Genomic DNA, 16,050 nt, shown 5'->3' on the forward strand with positions numbered 1-16,050 from the left:
GGCCGACTGATCCGAACGAGAGGCCCTAGCTCTCGTCGTGCGGTGCCGGCCGGTCGGACCGCCTCTGCCGCTGGAAGCGGACCAGCACGCTCACCACGCGGGCCATGAAGACCACCGCGGCGACGGCCGGGCCCAGCCGGAGCAGCACCGCGGTCGGCAGGGGCGGCAGGTGGAACAGGAGCGCGGGGCCGGCCACGGCTCCGAACAGCACCGCCGCCGCGAACGCGGCGCTGACCAGCGCGTACCCGATCTCGACCGTGGCCGCGTCCTGTTCGGCCTTGGTGCGGCGTCCCCCGTATGTGTACATCCCGTCAGTTTCACAGACACGCACCCGGCGGACAAACAGTCGCCGCCGGGTGCACGCGCGCGAGCTCCGGCCGGCCGCGCACCTTGCATGCGTAAGCATAAATTTACAATGCAACAAAGTGGATTCTCTGCTACGGTGCGCCCATGGCGGCGAAGAAGGCCGAGCAGGCGCTCGTGGAGCAGTGGCGGGACATCCTGGCCCTGCAAGCCCGCACCCAGTGCGAACTGGACCGTGAGCTGCACGTGCACGGCCTGTGCGCCAGCGACTTCGAGGTCCTCGACCTGCTCGCCGAGGGTGCCGCGGCGGACGGCGGCTGCTCGAACCGCGTGCAGGAGATCTCCGACCGCGTCCACCTCAGCCAGAGCGCGCTGTCCCGGCTCATCGGCCGCCTGGAGAAGGACGGCCTCGTCGAGCGGACCATGTGCCCCGACGACCGGCGCGGGGTGCGTGTGTCGCTCACGGCGAAGGGGCGCGCGCTGCACGCGGAGGTGCGGCCGGTGCAACGCGCGGTGCTGGCCCGGATGCTGGCCGACGCCGGCTGATACCGGCTGACGGCACGTCAGATCACGGACCGCTCCTGCCACAGCGCCGCGAGCGACCGGTCGCCCGTCACCTGCGGCACCGCCCTCCGGTTCCACAGCGCCAGGTACAACTGGTCGGCGGGTCCCGACAGTTCGGCCTCGGCCGCACCGTCCGCCGCGCGCACGCACACCGGTGGCTCGGCCGTGAGCCGCAGTGTCCACACCGCGTCCGCCCCCGCGTCCGCGGCCCGCACCCGCAGCACCCGCGGCTCCTCGCTGCGCAGCCGGCTGCGGGAGCGGGCGTGGAAGCCGCGCAGCAGCTCGTCGATGCCGTCCACCGCGAAGTCGGGCGCGACCGGGGACGGCGTACCCCCGCGGGCCGCCTCCGCGTCGTACCGGTGCACGGTCGTCTCGTGCGCCTGCCGGCGGGCCCAGAACGCCAACGGCGACGGACCGGGCAGCGGCAGGAACGTCCAGCACCCGGTATCGGCGGGCGCGGCGGTCAGGGTGTCCAGCAGCAGGCGGTGGCTCTCCCGGTACCAGGCCACCAGCCCGGCGCCGTCCAGCTCGGGCGGTTCGCCGAAGGGGCCGCCCTCGGTGCGCCCCTCGGCGACGATGGCGGTGGCCCACCGGTGCACCCCACCGGTGTGCCGCAGCAGATCACGCACCTGCCACTCCGGGCACGTCGGCACCTTCGCGTCGGTCCCCGCCGCCTCGGCCGCGTCGGCCAGCAGCCGTCCCTCACGGTCCAGGGTCTCCAGATACTCAGCAGTCTCCATGGGGCCGAGTGTGCCTGACGGTGCCGGCTTCAACGGGGCTGGGGGGCCCGTGCGTTGGTGCGATGGGGTGCCCGGAGGGAGTGCGCGGGTCGCGGGTGTCCTCCCGCGCCGGGTCGTGCGGCCGAGGCCGCCGGAGCCGGCCGTCACCCGCGGGGTGCCAGGCCTGGGCAGGTCCTCCGTTCGGGTGCGTCGCCTCGCGCCCGCCGCCGAACCGCTGTGTCGTTGACAGGGACTCGCGCCGGGGTCCGGGTCCCGGCCTGCGGCCGGCGTCCCGGATGCTCGGGGCGCTCAGGATCCTCAGCCACGGAAGAAGGACGGACGGAGTGTGCCCATGCCTCTCATACGCGCGGCCACGGTGGGCCGCCGACGGTACGCCGTGCTCCTCGCCGCATTGGCGACCTGCGCGAACGTACTGACCGGGCAGGACCTCGCCGCGGCCGGCGAACCGCCTTCGGCACCCGCCCCGCGGCTGGACTGGAGCCGCTGCGCGCGGGGCGGCGCCTTCGACTGCGCGACCGCGAGGGTTCCGCTGGACTACGCGGACCCGGGCGGCCGGACCATCGAGCTGGCCGTCATCAGACGGAAGGCCACCGGCCCCGGCCGGCGCATCGGCACCCTGTTCTTCAACCCCGGCGGCCCCGGCGGCCCCGGAACGGTCCAGATGCCCCAGGACTACCCGCTCTTCCCGCGCGAGGTGCGCGAACGGTTCGACATCGTCAGCTGGGACCCCCGCGGGGTCGGCAACAGCACCGCGGTGAACTGCTTCGCGAGCGCGGAGGAAGCCGCCGACTGGAACGCGGGCAAGGCGGCGGGCTTCCCGGTCGGCGCGCAGGAGCGGACGGCGTTCATCGCCGCCTACCAGGATCTGGCCCGGCGCTGCGAGCGGCGTGACCCCGCACTGCTGCGCCACGTGTCGACCGCCGACACCGCTCGCGACCTCGACCGGCTCCGCCGGGCCGTGGGCGAGTCCCGACTGAACTACCAGGGCATCTCCTACGGCTCCATCCTGGGCGCCACCTACGCCAACCTCTTCCCCGGCAAGGTCCGCGCCATGATCCTCGACAGCGACATCGCCCCGCAGGCCTGGACGGACCACGCGTCCGGCGCCGCCCCCCGGCTCACCACCTTCCTGCGCATGGGCTCGGACCGTACGGCGGCGGCGACCCTCGACCAGTTCCTCTCCCTGTGCGGAACGGCAGGCACCGCACGCTGTGCCTTCTCCGCCGGCGGCGCGCAGGCGACCCGGGACAAGTTCGGTCAGCTGATGCGACGGCTGCGGGCGCGTCCCGTGGGCGCGTGGACCTACGGCCGGACGGTCGGCGACGTGGTGAACAGCCTCTACGTCGTCCACCCCGGGTGGACCGAACTCGCCGGCAGACTCCAGGACCTGTGGCGGGGCCGTGTCCCGAAGCCGGCCCCGCCCTCGCCCGCACCGGCGGTCCCGCGACCGGATCCGTACCTGGGCGACGAACAGGCGGGCGCGGTCCTCTGCGGTGACAGTCCCAACCCGCGCGACCCCGGCGCCTACCACGCTCTGGAGGAGGCCGCCGCGGCCCGCGCCGGCGACGCCGGACGCCTGTGGGCCTGGGCCGCCGAGGGATGCGCCGCCTGGCCCGCGGTCGCCGCCGACCCCTACCGCGGCCCGTGGAACAAGCGGACGGCACACCCGGTCCTGGTGGTCGGTACCGTCTACGACCCCTCCACCCCGTACGCGGACGCGCAGAGCATGGCCAGGGAACTGGCCGACGCCCGTCTGCTCACCCACGAGGGGTACGGGCACACCGCGCTGCTCAACCCCAGCAGCTGCGTCAAGGCCCACGAGAGCCGCTACCTCGTCGACGGCGCCCTGCCACCGGCCGGAACGACGTGCCGGCCGGACACACCGCCGTTCGCCGACGCGGCACCCCAGCCGTTCGCCGACACCGCACCCCAGCCGGTCGGCGGCGTCGCCACCGGCGGCGGCGGGCTGGCCGGCACCGGCTCCTGAACCACCCCCCGGTACGGCGTTCCCGTTCCCGCCCGCCCGACCTCCGGGCCGGCGCCCGGGTGACGGTGCCGCTCACCCAGGGGTGCCGGGGCCGCCGGGCCTCGCCCGGAGTCAGGCGGCAGCGCCCCCGGGCCCGGCCCGGCGTCAGCGGTCCAGCACCCGGCGGGTCACCACCCCGATGGCCGCGGCAACCGCGGCCAGGGCGGCGACGCTGGTGAGCGCGGTGGGCAGGGAGAACCAGTCGGCCATGAAGCCGATCGCGGGCGGCCCGAGCAGCATGCCGCCGTATCCCAGCGTGGAGGCGACGGCGACACCGGACGGGCCGGCCAGGGCACCCGCCCGTTCCACGGCGACCGGGAAGAGGTTGGCGAGCCCCAGCCCCGTGACCGCGAAGCCGGTGAGGGCCACCCACACGGAGGGCGCGAGCGAGCCGAGCAGCATGCCCGCCGCCGCGACGGTGCCGCCGGCGATCACGGTGCGGGCCAGGCCGAGGCGGCCCAGCAGTGCCGTGCCCGTCAGCCGGCCCACGGTCATCGCGAGCGTGAAACACGCGTACCCGGCAGCCGCGGTACCGGCGGAGGCCGCGAGGTCCTGCTGGAGGTGGAGCGCGCCCCAGTCGGCCATCGCGCCTTCGCCGTAGGCCGTGCACAGCGCGACGAGACCGAAGACGGCGACCAGCCCCCGCGTCCGCCCTGCCGGGTCGCCTGCCGCGCCGCCGTCCGGCTCCGCCGGCGACAGCGGGGTCCGCTCCGGCCGCACCGGCGGCTCGTGCCGCAGCAGGGCGCGCCCTGCGACGGCCGTGACGAGCAGCCCGGTCACGGTGAGACCGAGCAGATGCCGGGTGGGGGAGAGGGCGCCGGCCACCAGCCCGCCGAGGCCCGCGCCGGTCATCCCGCCCAGGCTGAAGGCGGCGTGGAAGCTCGGCATGATCGGCCTGCGCAGCGCGGCGACCAGGTCGACGGCGGCACTGTTGAAAGCCACGTTCACACCACCGTAGGCCGCGCCGAACAGCAGCAGGACGGCGCCCAGCGCGGGCGCCGAGTGGGTCAACGGGGGCAGCGCGACACTGAGCGCGAGCACCACCATGCAGACGACGGTCACCGGATGGCTGCCGTAGCGACGGCAGAGACGGCCGGTCAGCGTCATGGTGAGCACGCCACCCGCGGAGACCCCGAGCAGGGCGAGCCCGAGGGCGCCGGCGGAGGCGTGCGTCTGCTGCTTGATGTCCGGGATCCGCACGACCCACCCCGCGAAGAGGAAGCCGTCCAGCGCGAAGAAGGCGGTGATCGCCGCACGGAGCGCGGTCAGGCTGGGACCCGGCACGACGTTGTGCGGTCGGGATTTGTTTATTTGCGGCACAAAGTCAGCGTAGGTGCGGGTCGTGGCGACGGGCAAGGGGACGGGCGGCCCCTGGGACGGCGGCCGGCCGCGGCTTCCGGCCGGTCGGGCGGAGTCGCGGCCGGGTCGGGCGGTCGCCTCGGGAGCCACCGACGCGAGCGGCGAACCGGCCGGCCACGACAGGGGTGCGCCAGGGAGGTCAGGGGTCTCACGGGGACCCGGAGTGTGAGCGTCACGGTAACCGGCGCGCACACCGGAGGCGATCGGGGCGCACGGAGGGGAAGTCCCGTTCGGAACGCGGATGGATGTGCGGGCTCCGGAACCCGCTGTGGATACAGGTCGGTTAATGCTTGCGCACGACCTGGTTGCGGGCGGGTGAGCGCGCCATGATGGGCCCATGACGTTGGCCTTCCGCGCGCTCGCGCAACTGGCGACCTGGCCGGACCTGAGACCGGCCGCCCCGAGCTGCGGTCTCGGGCAGGCCGTGTGTTCGGCACGGGGCGAGATCGCCCATTTCCACTCGGAGCGTGACGTCGATCTGCGGCTCACCGACCGGGCCATCCGGCGGTTCGCCGAGGACCTCAGGGGCTCGGGGCCGATCAGGATCGTGCCCGGCTCGCAGTGGGTGACCCTGCGGCTCGACGCCGCCAGCGACGTCGATCTGCTGCTGACCCTGGTGAGCGTGGCCCTCCAGGCACAGCTGACCTGGCCCGACCCGGCCGACCGGCCGCTGGTCGGCTGCAACGACCAGCGGGGCGCCGGGTTCGTCAAGGCCGACCTCGGCGCCTTCTGAGGCGACCCCCGTGCGCGCGGACCCGAGCCGGCAGTATTCCGGCGGGACCGCGTCGGCGGCACGTGCCGGTCTCACACCGCCAGCACCCGGACACCCGCCTCCTCGAACCGCCGTACCGTCTCCGGTGCCACCGCCGAGTCCGTCACCAGGGTGTTGACCAGCTCCGCCCCGCAGATCCGGGCGAACGCCCGGCGCCCCAGCTTGCTGGAGTCCGCGGCGACCACCACCCGCTCGGCGCGCTCGCACAGCAGCCGGTTGATGGCGGCCTCCGCCTCGTCGTGCGCCGCCGCGCCGTGCGTGACATCGAAACCGACGACTCCGAGCACCGCCACGTCGAGCGTGATCTGTCCCAGCACCCCGTCCGCCAGCGGGCCGATGAGTTCGTACGACTGGGCGCGCGCCACCCCGCCCGTCACCACGATCTTGAACTGGGGTCGTACGGCCAGCTCGTTGGCGATGTTGAGCGCATTAGTGACGACGGTCAGTGCCGGGGAGCCGGTGCCCAGGTCGCCGCGCACGGCCAGCGCGCGGGCCACCTCTGTGGTGGTCGTACCGCCGGTCAGCCCCACCGCCTCGCCGGGCGCGACGAGTTCGGCCACGGCCTTGGCGATGCGCTGCTTCTCCGACGCGCGGCGGGCCGTCTTGTAGCGCAGCGGGAGTTCGTACGACACCCCGTGCACCACCGCTCCGCCCCGGGTGCGGACCAGCATCTGCTGCTCGGCGAGCTGGTCGAGGTCGCGGCGGATCGTGGCCGCGGACACCGCCAGTTCGGCCGCCGCCTCCTCGACCTCCAGCCGGCCGCGCTCGACGAGCAGTTCCAGCAGCGCCTTCCAGCGGGCGTCCCGGGACATCCGCGGCCTCCGTTCCCTGACCGTCTTCGATCTCCCGGCGACCCTAGCGCACCCGGCATCCCGCTCGAATGCTTGATTGTGCTCGAAAGATCGCTATATCTTGCAGGAACAATCAGCTAGGGGAGGGTGTGGGCATGACCCATGTCGAGAACGAGCTGAAGAGCCAGCCGGAGTGCTGGATACGGGCGGCCGAGCGGGCGGGGCGCCACCGGGACGCACTGCCGAGGCAGGGCGAACGGGTCGCCGTCGTCGGGTGCGGCACCTCGTACTTCATGGCCCAGGCCGTCGCCGCACTGCGCGAGGACGCGGGGCAGGGGGAGACCGACGCGTTCGCCGCCTCCGAGTTCCCGTCCGGGCGGTCCTACGACCGGGTCCTCGCCCTCACCCGCTCCGGCACCACCACCGAAGTACTCGACGTACTGGGCAAGTTGAGCGGACGGACACGCACCACCGCCGTGACCGCGGATCCGGACACGCCGGTCGTGTCGGCCGCCGACGATGTCGTGGTGCTCGACTTCGCCGACGAACGCTCCGTGGTCCAGACCCGGTTCGCCACCACCGCGCTCACGCTCCTGCGCGCCCACCTGGGACTGCACACCGACGCCGTCGTCGCCGACGCGCGCACCGCCCTGGCCACGGCCCTGCCCCAAGGACTCGTGGAGCGCACGCAGTTCACCTTCCTCGGGCGCGGCTGGACCGTCGGACTCGCCAACGAGGCCGCGCTGAAGATGCGCGAGGCCTCCCTCGCCTGGACGGAGGCCTACCCGGCGATGGAGTACCGGCACGGCCCGATCAGCGTCACCACCGACGGCACGGCCACCTGGATGCTCGGTACGGCACCCGGAGGCCTGGCCGCACAGGTCCGCGCCACCGGCGCGTCGTGGATCGAGGGCGGACTCGATCCGCTCGCCGAACTCGTGCGCGTACAGCGGCTCGCGGTGGCCGTCGCCGCCGCCCGGGGCCTCGACCCCGACCGGCCGCGCCACCTCACCCGCTCCGTGATCCTCGCCTCCTGAACCCGCCGGCCCCGTCCCGGAAGGACACGCACGTGCCCCTCGCACCCACGGGCGAGCTGGTCACCCGCGCCGCCACGGCCCGGTCCGCCGTTCCCGCGTTCAACGTCATCACCCTCGAACACGTCGAGGCCGTCATCGCCGGCGCCGAGGCCGCCGGCGCCCCGGTCGTCCTCCAGGTCAGCGAGAACGCCGTCAGGTTCCGCTACGGGCGGCTGCTGCCGCTGGCCCGGGCCGCCGTCGCCGCCGCCGAACGCGCCGCCGTACCCGTCGCGCTGCACCTGGACCACGTGCAGAGCGACGAACTGCTGCGGCAGGCGCCCGGTGCCGGGTTCTCCTCGGTGATGTACGACGCGGCCCGTCTGCCGTACACCGAGAACCTCGCCGCGACGCGGGCCGCCGCCGGCTGGGCCCACGCCCAAGGGCTCTGGATCGAGGCCGAGTTGGGCCAGATCGGGGGAAAGGACGGCCGGCCCCCGCTCGACGCCCACGCGCCCGGCGCCCGCACCGACCCCGACCAGGCACGGGACTTCGTCGCCTGCACCGGTGTCGACGCGCTGGCGGTCGCCATCGGCAGCACGCACGCGATGACCACCCGCACCGCCGTCCTGGACCACGGGCTGCTCGGGCACCTCTCCGCCGCGCTCGCCGTGCCGCTCGTCCTGCACGGCTCCTCCGGCGTACCGGACGCCGGGCTGGTCGCGGCGGTCGGGGGCGGCATCACCAAGGTCAACGTCGGCACCGCCCTCAACATCGCCATGACCGGGGCGATCCGCACGTACCTCGCCGCCCGGCCCGAGGCCGTCGACTCCCGCACGTACCTCGGCGTCGGCCGGGAGGCGATGGCCCGCGAGGTCACCCGGATCATCGGCGTCCTCGCCCGCACCCCCGCCCCACGACCGTCCACCTCGTCGCCGGAGCACCCCAGGAGCTGACCGCCACCGGACCGCGCGCACGGCAGCGCCCGCCGACAACACCACCGACAGCCCTGGTCGGAGCCGGGGGCTAGCTCTTCCTGACGGCCCGCAGCACGACGAACTTCGGGTCGCTCGCGACCAGTTCGGCGTTCCCGAACAGCCGCTTCAGTTTCACGTGGTAGCCCAGGTGGCGGTTGCCGACCACCCACAGTTCGCCGCCCGGCCGCAGCGCGCGCTTCGCCCCGGTGAACATCCGCCACGCCGTCGCGTCCGTCGTCGCCTGATGGGAGTGGAACGGCGGGTTGTTCAGGACCAGGTCCACACTGCCGGGCGCCACCCCGGCCAGCCCGTCCCCGACCCGGAACTCGGCGTGCCCGGGAACCCCGTTGGCCTTGTACGTCGCCTCCGCCGAGGCCACCGCCTGGAACGACTCGTCCACGAACAGCACTTCGGCCGCCGGATCGGCCAGCGCCACCGCCGTACCCACCACGCCGTTGCCGCAGCCCAGGTCCACCACCCGGCCCGCGCCCGGACCGGGCAGGTGCTGGAGGAGGAAGCGGGTGCCGATGTCCAGCCGGTCGGCGCAGAAGACGCCCGCGTGATTGACGACCGTGCGCCCCGACACCGCGCCGACGCCGCCCGACAGGGCGTAGCTGTACGGCCACGGGTTCGCGGGCCGCTCCCGCGCCGGTTCCGGGGTGCAGAAGACCAGCCGGGCCTTCTGCCGCGCCAGCGAGGTCCGGGTCGGCCCGACGATCCGCTCGAACAGCTCCAGCGTCGAGGTGTGGATCTCCTTCACCATCCCGGTGCCGACGACGACGGTGCCCGCGTGCAGGCCGGGCGCCAGCCGCAGCAGCTGGTCCTCCAGCAGCGCCAGGCTCTTCGGCACCCGCACCAGCAGCACGTCCACCCGGTCCGGCGGCGCGTCCTGTGTGGTGAGCAGCCGGACGGCACCCGGTTCGACACCGGCCCGCGCCAGGTTCGCCCGGGTCGCCTCCTGACTCAGGAAGGAATCGGTGATCTGCACCGGCCGGTGCGCGGCCAGCGCCGTGACCAGCGCACCCCAGCGGTCCCCGACCACCACGACCGTGCCCGACAACGGCACCTTCTCCTCGGCCAGATACCGCAGCAGATACGCGTCGGAGGCGTCCCAGGCACGCAGCCGGTCGCGGGGATCCTCGGGGAAGCGGGTCAGCCCGACCTCGCCCCACGGTGTCGTCATAGGGTCGCTCATCGTGCGTCCAGGCTATCCGAGCCGCAGCTCAGGGCTGGTGCGACGGACCTGCGGCACCATGGAGCGCATGGACGCGGAGCTGTTTCCCCGGGAGCGCGCGGAGATCGCCGCGGGCGCCGTGCACGCCCCGGACTGGCTGGACGAAGCGCGGCAGCGCGACCTGCTCACCGCCTGCCGGGAGTGGGCGCGGCCCCCGGCCGGACTGCGCACGGTCCGCACCCCGGGCGGCGGCACGATGACCGCGCGCCAGGTCTGCCTCGGCTGGCACTGGTACCCGTACGCCTACACCCGCACGGTCGTCGACGGCGACGGCACGCCCGTGAAACCGTTCCCGGACTGGCTCGGCGAGCTGGGACGCCGGGCGGTGGCCGACACCCTCGGCCCGGACGCCGTCCCCGACGCGCCGTACGACATCGCACTGATCAACTTCTACGACGGCGACGCCCGGATGGGCATGCACCGTGACAGTGACGAGAAGTCGGACGCGCCGGTGGTCTCGCTGAGCCTCGGCGACAGCTGCGTGTTCCGCTTCGGCAACACGCGGACGCGGGCGAAGCCGTACACCGACGTCGACCTGCGCAGCGGTGACCTGTTCGTCTTCGGCGGCCCGTCCCGGCTCGCCTACCACGGTGTGCCGCGGGTCCAGCCGGGCACGGCACCGGAGGGGCTGGGCCTCACCGGCCGGCTGAACATCACCTTGCGCGTGAGTGGCCTCTAGCCGGCAGCCACACCACCACCCGAGCTGCGGATCATGGGAGACTCACCCCTATGAGCGGCAAGGCGGATCCCCGGGCAGCGGGGGAGAGGACCACCTCCAGGGCACGGCTGGACCGGGGGCGCGGTGCGCTCGGACCCGCGCTGGAGCTGGTGCACACCGGGCGGGCCCCCACCCGGGCCGTGCTCACCGCCGAACTCGGTGTCACCCGGGCGACGGCCGGCGCGGTGGCCGCCGAGCTGGAGGCGCTCGGCCTGATCCGGGTGGACGCCCGGCCCGGCTCGGCGGCCGGCTCCCAGGGCCGCCCCTCGCACCGGCTGGAGGTCGCCGAGGACGGCCCCGTGGCGCTCGCCGCGCAGATCCACGCCGACGGCTTCCGGGCCGCGCTGGTCGGTCTCGGCGGACGGATCGTGGCGACCGCGCCCGGCTGCGAGACCGTCGAGGCGGACCCGGCCAAGGTGCTCCGCTCCGTGGTCGAGGCGGGCGCCGAGCTGCTGCGCACGACCGGCCGGCGCTGCGTCGGCGCCGGACTCGCCGTACCGTCCGCCGTCGCCGAACCCGGCGGCCTGGCCCTCAACCCCCTGCACCTGGCCTGGCCCGTCGGCGCCCCCGTCACGCGGACCTTCGCCGAGTGCGTCCGCGCCGCCGGCATCACCGGACCCGCGTTCGCGGCCAACGACGTCAACCTCGCCGCGCTCGCCGAGCACCGGCACGGCGCCGGCCGGGGCGCGCGGGACCTGCTGTGCGTCGCCACCGGGCACCGGGGCGTCGGCGGGGCGCTCGTCCTCGACGGCCGCCTGCACACCGGCAGTTCAGGGCTCGCCCTGGAGGTCGGCCACCTCACCGTCAACCCGGAGGGCCGCCCCTGCCACTGCGGCAGCCGCGGCTGCCTGGACGTGGAGGCCGATCCGCTGGCCCTGCTCATGGAGGCCGGCCGTGAACCCGGCCCCGAGGTGTCGCTGCTCCAGCAGGCCAACGACCTGCTGCGCACGCGGTACGACGACAGGGCCGTCCGCACCGCCGCCGAAGCCCTCATCGACCGCCTCGGCCTCGGTCTCGCCGGCCTCGTCAACATCCTCAACCCCGACCGCATCATCCTCGGCGGCCTCCACCGCACCCTCCTGGACGCCGACCCCGCCCGGCTCCGCGCGGTGGTCGCCGACCGCAGCCTCTGGGGCCAGAGCGGCGGCGTCCCCATCCTCCCGTGCACCCTCGACCACAACAGCCTGGTCGGCGCCGCCGAACTGGCCTGGCAGCCCGTCCTTGACGACCCACTGGGCGCGCTGACCGCAGACGCCTAGAGCGGCAACTCCGCATGCCGGCGGCGGGCATCGTTGCCTGCCGGAAACGCCCTCGAGCACCTCGTCAGCTGACCTCGAGCGCCGAGCGAGCCACGTCCAGGAAGTGCACGTGCTGCTCGGTGAAGCCGCGGTACGCGTCGTCGTACGCGGACCGGGTCTCCTCCGTGCCGTCGTGCAGCCCTATCAGCAGGAGATGCGTGTCCACGGCTCTGCGGCCTAGTTCTCCCGCAGCCTTCGCCGCTGCCGCAGGGCCCTCCAGACAGACGTCTCTGCTGGTCCTGGTCACTTCACTCACGCACCGGCGGGAGGCGACGTGCATCTGATCGATGAGTTCGACCCGCTCCGCTCTCGTCTGTGAGAGGTCGACGACTTCCATCTTCCAGAAGACCTCGGAGAGGGCGTGCACCGCCGTGCTCAGATCCCGGTAGGCGTCCCGTCTCCGGTTCCGTGCCTCAGCGATGTGGTCGGCATGCGCGTTGACCTCCGCCTCGACCCGTACGGAACGCGCGTTGCCTCGGGTCGTGATCCAGCTCGCGCCCAAAGCCGTGGCGCCCGTGACCAGTGCCACCCACCAGTTACCGTCCCCCATGCGGTCCTATGTTGTCGGCCGCCCGCCGAGGGCGCCAGGGAGACGTACGCCAACCCGTAGGCCAACAGCGGCACACAACCATGGCCTCTGGCCACCACTCACGCCGCCCGGACGATCGAGTCGGTGAAGCGACACCCTCGAAAGGGCCGCTGGACCTCCAACAGCACGGTGGACACACCTTCGAGGGTGTCGCCGTCCGCGTCGCTCAGCGAGTCCTCGCCACGGCCGCCGCGATCCGGCGGAACCACAAGACCGGCGCTCCGGTCATGCGGTCGCCGGGCGGGTTCGATCACTGATCGCATCGGACGTGTTCGTCCAGGCGGGCTGCGGTGGACAGGCCGGCACCGAACGGGCCGGAGGCCGCCCGCGGCGACTCGCGTGAGAGTATCCGTCCATGAGCGGCGACCCGGAAGTGAGTGCTCTGGCGATCAACGTCACGATCCCTCCGGCGCTCCGCTGGACGGACACTCGACGCGGTGAGGTGTTCGAGCTGACCACCCTCAACGTCCGGCTCCTCCCGGACGGTCACCTCGCCGTCAAGGCCTACGGCCGGCCGGTCGGCGGCGGCCGGGGCGCGTACGTCTCGTTCCCCGTCCCCGACGAACCCGCACTGGCGGCCCTGATCGCCGACGCCGCCGGCCACGCCGGGGTGTTGTGGGCCGGCCATCGTGGTCCTGGCTGAGCGCGGTGCGACCGGAAGGCGGACGCGGGAAGTTGCTGACTTCGCCCTACGGCCCGGCTCACTCCCGGGCCGGTGACCAGTCGGCGGCGAACGCCCGCGCCGGATGCTCCGTGAGCATGCGGTCCACCAGGTCCGCGCCCACCGCCTCCGTCAGCCGTGCGCGTACCCGGCGCAGCAGGTACGGCATCCCGGGACCGCCGTCGACCGAGCGTGCCCCGGCGGTCACCGTGTCCCCGCCGAGCAGCAGCCGGTCCCCGAACCCCGCCTCCGCCAGAGCCCGTACCGCCTCCGGCATGCGCCAGTCGGTGGCGTGGTGGGCGCGGGACGGTCCGTCGAAGGCCAGCCAGCAGCCCGAACGGGCCGCCTGCCGGTGCTCCACCGGGTCGGGGGCGCGGTTCGGATGTCCCAGGATCACCCGCTCACCGGGCACGCCCAACTCGCCGCACAGCAGGTCGAGTACGTCCAGCGCACCGGTGCCCTGCTCCAGGTGTACGGCGATGGGCGCACCGGTGGCGTGCTGAGCCTCGGCCGCCGCCGTCATGGTCCAGCGGGCGTGCGTGTCGAGGGTGTGGAAGCCGCCGGCCACCTTGACGAGACCGGCGCGCACCCCCGTCGTACCGATGCCGTCGGTGAGTTCGGAGACGAACAGCGCGGCGAGCCGCCCGCCGCTCACCCGGGCGAGCGACTCCGGTGCGTAGTGCGCCGCTCGGTGCAGGCCCGTCGCGCAGACCAGATGGACCCCCGTCGTCCGGGACAGCGCCGGCAGATCCGCCGCGTGCCGTCCCATGCCGTACGGCGTCCACTGCACGACGGCCGCGCCGCCCGCCGCGCGGAAGGCCGCCAACTCGGCCCGCGCGGCGGGGAGGTCGTCCAGTTCCTGTCCCGGCAGCCGCGGGCTGCGCAGGAAGAGATGGTCGTGCGCGTCGCACACCCCCAGCTCCGCGGCCGGGATGTCGCCGAGGACCGTACGGACGTGTCTCACCACTGCCGTCCGCGCGGAAGACGGTCCCGGCCCGGGGCGGACAGATGCAGCACCTCGAAGACATCCCCGTCGGCCTTCGCGGCGGCGTGCTCCCAGAGGGAGAAGTGCACCAGCTCCCAGCGGTGCGGATCCACGGCCGCCGCGGCGAGCACGGCACCGTCCTCGCCGGCCAGCCGTTCCGCCTCGGCCACCGCTTCCTCCATCAGCGCCGGCAACTCGACTCCCTCCGGGACCGGTTGCCGCCGCCGTACGGCGAAGGCGGCGTGCGCGCCGGTGCCTTCGGCGTGTGCGAGGCCGGTCCACTGCCGTACCGCGGGCCGCCCGAAGTCGTTGACGAGGCCCTGGAAGGCGCCGCCCCACAGGAAGCGGTTCATGCCGGCCACCGTGTTCCAGAGGTAGAACGGCGCGTACTGGTTCACCGGCGAGCCGTGCGCGCCGCGTTCACGTATCAGGTACGCCTTGAGACCGAGGCCCTCCCAGTCGTCCAGCAGACGGCCGACGCGGGCGACCCGGGCACGGATGACGCCCATGTCGTGGTCGGCGGGCAGGGACACCTCGTACTGCATGGCGTGCATGGCGTGGTCCTTCCGGTCGGGGCGAACGTGCTCAGGCGGGGTAGTCGGCGGCGGACACATGGCAGTCCCACTCGGTGGTGGTGCCGTCCGCGGCGGCCTCCACGACCGCGAGGTGCGTCATGAAGGTGCGGGGCCCGGCCCCGTGCCAGTGCCATTCCGCGGGCTCGATCCACACCGTGTCGCCCGCACGGATCACCTCGGCCGCCCCGCCCTTGCGCTGCACCAGCCCCTCGCCCTCCAGGACGTGCAGCACCTGCCCGTGCGGATGCCGGTGCCAGGCCGTGTGGGCGCCCGGCGCGAAGTGGACGTTGAGCATGCGCAACCGGGACGGGGCCGTGGGCGCGGCGATCTCGTCCAGCCAGACCGTGCCGGTGAAATGCTCCGCGGGGCCCTGCCAGGTGTCGGGCCGCCGTCTGATGATGTGCACGTGACTCAGTTCTCCTGTCGGGGAGTTCGGGGTGCGAGCAGGGAGAGCAGGCCGCGGACACCGGCGTCGAAGGCGGCGGGGGAGCCGGACGCGCGGGCGAGGACATAGCCGCCCTGCACGGTGGCGACGACGGCCGCGCCGATCTCCGCGCCGTCCAGTTCGGGAGCGAACTGCCCCTGCCGTTTGCCCTCTTCGACGATTCCGGCGATCCGCTCGCGGATGGCGGCGATCGTCTCGTCGACCGGCGCGCGCAGCTCCTCGCTGGCGATCACGTCCGGGTCCATGGTCAGCCGGCCGATCGGGCAGCCGCGCAGCACGTCACGCTCGCGCAGCAGATACGCCTCGATGCGCTCGTACGGCGTGCCCGGGCCGTCGAGCACGGCCCCGGCGGTGGCCCGCAACTCCTCGGCGGTGCGCCGGATCGCCGCCAGGGCGAGGTCGGGCTTGCCCTTGAAGTGGTGGTACATGCTGCCCTGGCCGGCCTCCGCGCGCTCCAGGATCGCCTTGGGGCTGGTGCCCACGTATCCGCGCTCCCACAGCAACTCGCGAGTGGACTCGATCAGTCGTTCCGGGGTGCTCATGCGCCCACTGTACATACTAGTAGTTACAGAACGCAGATCCCGTGGTGCGCGGGCGCCCACCGGCACCGCCCGTCCGGGCCGGACACGCGGCTCGGCCGCACCGCCGAGAGCGGTGCGGCGTGGTGCCGGGCACGGGCTGTAGCGGTCCACAGCCGTCCCCGGCCGTGGCTACGGGAACGGCCGCCGCCCGGTCAGCCGGGCACGGCCGTCCGTGCGGGGGTCCGTGTCCCGGTCGCGCCGGCGGGCTCCACGGCGGGCGGGGGAGCCGCGGCCGACGCGGGAGTCGCGGCGACCGGTGCCGTACTCCCGGCCGGAACCACGCCACCGACGGGACTCCTCGCGTCCCCGGCACCCGCGACCCGGCTTCCGGCACCGGCCGGAGTCCCGGTACACGCGACCGGAGCCCCAGCCCCCACCGGAGCCCCCGCACCGACGGCAGCCCCCGCACCGACCGGCGT

At 74.0% G+C, this 16,050-nt stretch carries 18 protein-coding genes; 8 read left to right on the plus strand and 10 right to left on the minus strand.

Annotated features, from left to right (window positions below):
- Positions 1–25: 25 nt before the first annotated feature.
- Positions 26–307, minus strand: a complete 282-nt coding sequence (locus tag AB0F03_RS03285) for a DUF6332 family protein (RefSeq protein WP_361986025.1) — start codon at positions 305–307, stop codon at positions 26–28.
- 143 nt (positions 308–450) lie between these two features.
- Here AB0F03_RS03285 and AB0F03_RS03290 point away from each other — a divergent pair, with 143 nt between their 5' ends.
- Positions 451–849: a MarR family transcriptional regulator gene (locus AB0F03_RS03290; RefSeq protein ID WP_361986027.1), complete on the plus strand. Its 399-nt coding sequence runs from the start codon at positions 451–453 to the stop codon at positions 847–849.
- A gap of 17 nt (positions 850–866) precedes the next feature.
- Here AB0F03_RS03290 and AB0F03_RS03295 read toward each other — a convergent pair whose 3' ends face one another.
- A complete protein-coding gene (locus AB0F03_RS03295; RefSeq protein WP_361986029.1) occupies positions 867–1,607 on the minus strand; it encodes a maleylpyruvate isomerase family mycothiol-dependent enzyme in 741 nt (246 codons plus the stop codon).
- 331 nt (positions 1,608–1,938) lie between these two features.
- Here AB0F03_RS03295 and AB0F03_RS03300 point away from each other — a divergent pair, with 331 nt between their 5' ends.
- Positions 1,939–3,594 (plus strand): alpha/beta fold hydrolase, encoded by a 1,656-nt coding sequence (locus tag AB0F03_RS03300; RefSeq protein ID WP_361986031.1) that lies wholly within the window; start codon positions 1,939–1,941, stop codon positions 3,592–3,594.
- Positions 3,595–3,738: 144 nt separating this feature from the next.
- Here AB0F03_RS03300 and AB0F03_RS03305 read toward each other — a convergent pair whose 3' ends face one another.
- The gene (locus AB0F03_RS03305; RefSeq protein WP_361986033.1) at positions 3,739–4,917 is read right to left on the minus strand and encodes an MFS transporter; all 1,179 of its coding nucleotides are present in this window, start codon (positions 4,915–4,917) and stop codon (positions 3,739–3,741) included.
- Between the two features lie 412 nt (positions 4,918–5,329).
- Between AB0F03_RS03305 and AB0F03_RS03310 the strand changes: the two genes are divergently transcribed.
- A complete protein-coding gene (locus AB0F03_RS03310) occupies positions 5,330–5,725 on the plus strand; it encodes a luciferase family protein (protein ID WP_356823741.1) in 396 nt (131 codons plus the stop codon).
- Between the two features lie 71 nt (positions 5,726–5,796).
- On the opposite strand, the gene AB0F03_RS03315 is transcribed toward AB0F03_RS03310, so the two are convergent.
- Positions 5,797–6,576 carry a DeoR/GlpR family DNA-binding transcription regulator gene (locus AB0F03_RS03315; protein WP_361986035.1) on the minus strand — a complete coding sequence of 260 codons (780 nt, stop codon included), beginning with the start codon at positions 6,574–6,576 and terminating at the stop codon, positions 5,797–5,799.
- A 134-nt stretch (positions 6,577–6,710) separates the two neighbouring features.
- Here AB0F03_RS03315 and AB0F03_RS03320 point away from each other — a divergent pair, with 134 nt between their 5' ends.
- Positions 6,711–7,592, plus strand: coding sequence for an SIS domain-containing protein (locus AB0F03_RS03320; RefSeq protein ID WP_361986037.1), 882 nt, complete (start codon positions 6,711–6,713; stop codon positions 7,590–7,592).
- A gap of 32 nt (positions 7,593–7,624) precedes the next feature.
- Positions 7,625–8,524: a class II fructose-bisphosphate aldolase gene (locus tag AB0F03_RS03325; RefSeq protein ID WP_361986039.1), complete on the plus strand. Its 900-nt coding sequence runs from the start codon at positions 7,625–7,627 to the stop codon at positions 8,522–8,524.
- A gap of 70 nt (positions 8,525–8,594) precedes the next feature.
- Here AB0F03_RS03325 and AB0F03_RS03330 read toward each other — a convergent pair whose 3' ends face one another.
- Positions 8,595–9,728 (minus strand): methyltransferase, encoded by a 1,134-nt coding sequence (locus AB0F03_RS03330; RefSeq protein ID WP_361986041.1) that lies wholly within the window; start codon positions 9,726–9,728, stop codon positions 8,595–8,597.
- A 79-nt stretch (positions 9,729–9,807) separates the two neighbouring features.
- On the opposite strand from AB0F03_RS03330, the gene AB0F03_RS03335 reads away from it, so the two are divergent.
- Together AB0F03_RS03335 and AB0F03_RS03340 are read left to right on the plus strand one after the other, a co-directional pair.
- Complete coding sequence (locus AB0F03_RS03335; RefSeq protein ID WP_361986043.1) at positions 9,808–10,458, plus strand: alpha-ketoglutarate-dependent dioxygenase AlkB; 651 nt, start codon at positions 9,808–9,810, stop codon at positions 10,456–10,458.
- A 50-nt stretch (positions 10,459–10,508) separates the two neighbouring features.
- A complete protein-coding gene (locus AB0F03_RS03340; protein ID WP_361986044.1) occupies positions 10,509–11,756 on the plus strand; it encodes an ROK family protein in 1,248 nt (415 codons plus the stop codon).
- Between the two features lie 64 nt (positions 11,757–11,820).
- On the opposite strand, the gene AB0F03_RS03345 is transcribed toward AB0F03_RS03340, so the two are convergent.
- Positions 11,821–12,345 (minus strand): hypothetical protein, encoded by a 525-nt coding sequence (locus tag AB0F03_RS03345; protein WP_361986046.1) that lies wholly within the window; start codon positions 12,343–12,345, stop codon positions 11,821–11,823.
- Between the two features lie 394 nt (positions 12,346–12,739).
- Between AB0F03_RS03345 and AB0F03_RS03350 the strand changes: the two genes are divergently transcribed.
- Positions 12,740–13,027, plus strand: a complete 288-nt coding sequence (locus AB0F03_RS03350; RefSeq protein ID WP_361986048.1) for a hypothetical protein — start codon at positions 12,740–12,742, stop codon at positions 13,025–13,027.
- Positions 13,028–13,085: 58 nt separating this feature from the next.
- On the opposite strand, the gene AB0F03_RS03355 is transcribed toward AB0F03_RS03350, so the two are convergent.
- Genes AB0F03_RS03355 through AB0F03_RS03370 form a run of 4 tightly spaced genes read right to left on the minus strand, consistent with a single transcriptional unit; the run spans position 13,086 to position 15,592 of the window.
- The gene (locus AB0F03_RS03355; RefSeq protein WP_361986050.1) at positions 13,086–14,009 is read right to left on the minus strand and encodes a phosphotriesterase; all 924 of its coding nucleotides are present in this window, start codon (positions 14,007–14,009) and stop codon (positions 13,086–13,088) included.
- On the minus strand, positions 14,006–14,584 hold the full coding sequence (locus tag AB0F03_RS03360) for a DUF4865 family protein (RefSeq protein ID WP_361986052.1): 579 nt from the start codon (positions 14,582–14,584) through the stop codon (positions 14,006–14,008). The genes AB0F03_RS03355 and AB0F03_RS03360 overlap by 4 nt, the downstream gene beginning before the upstream one ends.
- A gap of 31 nt (positions 14,585–14,615) precedes the next feature.
- Positions 14,616–15,011 carry a cupin domain-containing protein gene (locus AB0F03_RS03365; RefSeq protein ID WP_361986054.1) on the minus strand — a complete coding sequence of 132 codons (396 nt, stop codon included), beginning with the start codon at positions 15,009–15,011 and terminating at the stop codon, positions 14,616–14,618.
- Between the two features lie 5 nt (positions 15,012–15,016).
- On the minus strand, positions 15,017–15,592 hold the full coding sequence (locus tag AB0F03_RS03370) for a TetR/AcrR family transcriptional regulator (RefSeq protein WP_361986056.1): 576 nt from the start codon (positions 15,590–15,592) through the stop codon (positions 15,017–15,019).
- Between the last annotated feature and the right edge of the window lie 458 nt (positions 15,593–16,050).

It is taken from the genome of Streptomyces sp. NPDC028722 (assembly GCF_040637655.1).
Taxonomy (GTDB): Bacteria; Actinomycetota; Actinomycetes; order Streptomycetales; family Streptomycetaceae; genus Streptomyces.